At 31.0% G+C, this 2025-nt stretch carries 3 protein-coding genes; 2 read left to right on the forward strand and 1 reads right to left on the reverse strand.

The genetic code is table 11. The annotated features are described in order from the left end of the window. Nucleotides 1–42: 42 nt before the first annotated feature. A complete protein-coding gene (locus DMP16_RS09400) occupies nucleotides 43–798 on the reverse strand; it encodes a metallophosphoesterase (RefSeq protein WP_143577151.1) in 756 nt (251 codons plus the stop codon). A 35-nt stretch (nucleotides 799–833) separates the two neighbouring features. On the opposite strand from DMP16_RS09400, the gene dph5 reads away from it, so the two are divergent. Together dph5 and DMP16_RS09410 are read left to right on the forward strand one after the other, a co-directional pair. Next, complete coding sequence (gene dph5, locus DMP16_RS09405) at nucleotides 834–1604, forward strand: diphthine synthase (protein ID WP_069284537.1); 771 nt, start codon at nucleotides 834–836, stop codon at nucleotides 1602–1604. Beyond that, on the forward strand, nucleotides 1586–2025 hold a 440-nt coding region (locus tag DMP16_RS09410), incomplete at its 3' end, for a DUF357 domain-containing protein (RefSeq protein ID WP_143577152.1). The genes dph5 and DMP16_RS09410, both read left to right, overlap by 19 nt.

Here is a 2025-nt window from a genome sequence, read left to right on the forward strand (position 1 = left end):
CACCTTAAAAACTTTTTTATTCTAAACTTATAAATCCCTCTTTTAAATAAGTATGTTCTTGAGAAGCCCTAATTCAGGGAATTCCATTATGCCTTCTCCTTCTATTATTACGTAAGGTTTTGCTTTTTCTAATATCCCGTGCTCTTTTACCAAATTACTTAAATAATTAGAATGTATTAGTGATATATCATTTCCAGCTTGATAAATCCCAATCGCTGGTAAAACTAGGATTTTAGAATTGACTTTTTCTTTTATTGGCATCACTAAGAAGGACTGAAACTTTCTAGCAAAGCCTAACTTATCTCTAATAGATATTCTAGGATGTTCATGACCTATAATATACGTAGTTTCCTCCCTTGGTTCTATCTGCTTATGACCATGTGTGATAAAGATTTCTCCTAAATCTATATCTTCAACTAAGTCAACATTATCAAACTTCTCTGTGATAAGGCTTATGTAATTATCATGATTACCTTTGACTATTCTCACATTAATTTCATTTTCCTTTAAATAAGTTAGAATTTCAGTTAATTCATCTCTCTCTTGTCTAGTTAGCCTTTCGAATGTATGCTTAAAATCTCCATTTATTATAAGGTTTCTCGTTTTAAACGTAGATATCGCTCTATTTAGAATATTCAAAAATCTCTTCTTCTGTATTCTAGGTATATATATTCCCTTCTTTGCCATTTCTTCTTCATAACCTATATGAATGTCTGACATTACTATACTGTTAATTCCTTTAATGTATATTACCGGTAAATCTTCTGCTATATAAACATCTTTAACTATCTCTAACACTAATGTTAAATGGATTATGGCATATATTATTTTTTATGGGAGTGTTGAATTTAGTTGGTTTAGGTCTAGCCAAGAAGTTTATTACGAAAAGTGCAGTGGATGCTCTATTGAATTCTGATTTTATATTTTTCGATAGATATACTTCTAAGTCTTGTGATATAAATACAGATTCATTGAAAGAGATACTAAACGGCAAAGATGTCATTGAGGCTAATAGAGATTTATTAGAAAATAATTCCAAAATCATGCTTAATTACTTAGATAATAATTATAAAGTAAGTATCGCAACAATAGGAGACGCTTTAATAGCCACTACTCATGTATCTTTAGCTTTAGATGCGAGGAAGAGGGGTCATATAGTTAATGTTATACCCGCAGTATCAGTTCATTGCTATATTGTATCTAAGTCATTCTTATCTTCATATAAGTTTGGGAAATCGGTTACAGTGACATTTCCGTACGATAATTTCATAGATTATGGTCCTTATCATGTTATTAGGGATAATAAAGAACGTGGACTACATACAATTATTTACCTTGATTTAAAAGATGGTAAAGCTATGACAGCAAATGATGCATTAAATATATTGTTATCGATGGAGGATAAACATAGGATGAACGTGATATCTAAGTCAAATATTGTTATTGTAGGTGCTAGATTAGGATGTGAAAACGAAAAAGTTATAGCGATGACGGTGGAAGAGGCCCTTAATTATGATTTTGGCGATACTCCTCATATTATAATAATCCCGGGGACTCTTCATTATATGGAGGCTGATGCTATAAAATGGATGCTAATGACTTGAGAACTCGTATAGAAAAATATATCAAGGGTATGGAAGAAAGATTAAAGAATATAAATATTAATGACGAAAAATATTCTAAGGTAATAGAGTTAGCTAAGCTTTATACTGAAGATTCCAAATATTATTTGGGGAAAGGTGATTATATTACTGCTTTAGTTGATATAGTATACGCTGAAGGTCTTTTTGACTCAATTAACATTATTAACGAAAAGGAGTTCAAATCAGATGTTTCCAAGAAAGTTTTTGTAGCTGGAACTTTTGATATAGTTCATCCTGGACATATTGAATTTTTGAAAGAGGCATCTAAGTATGGGAGGGTCTATGTGGTGGTAGCTAGGGATTCTAATTCCGAGAGAATTAAAGGTAGGAAGCCAATAAATGATGAAAATGTTAGATTAGAAGTGATAAAAAGTATAAGGTA

The sequence above is a fragment of the Sulfolobus sp. B1 genome, from assembly GCF_007050195.1.
In the GTDB taxonomy this organism is placed as follows: Archaea; Thermoproteota; Thermoprotei_A; order Sulfolobales; family Sulfolobaceae; genus Saccharolobus.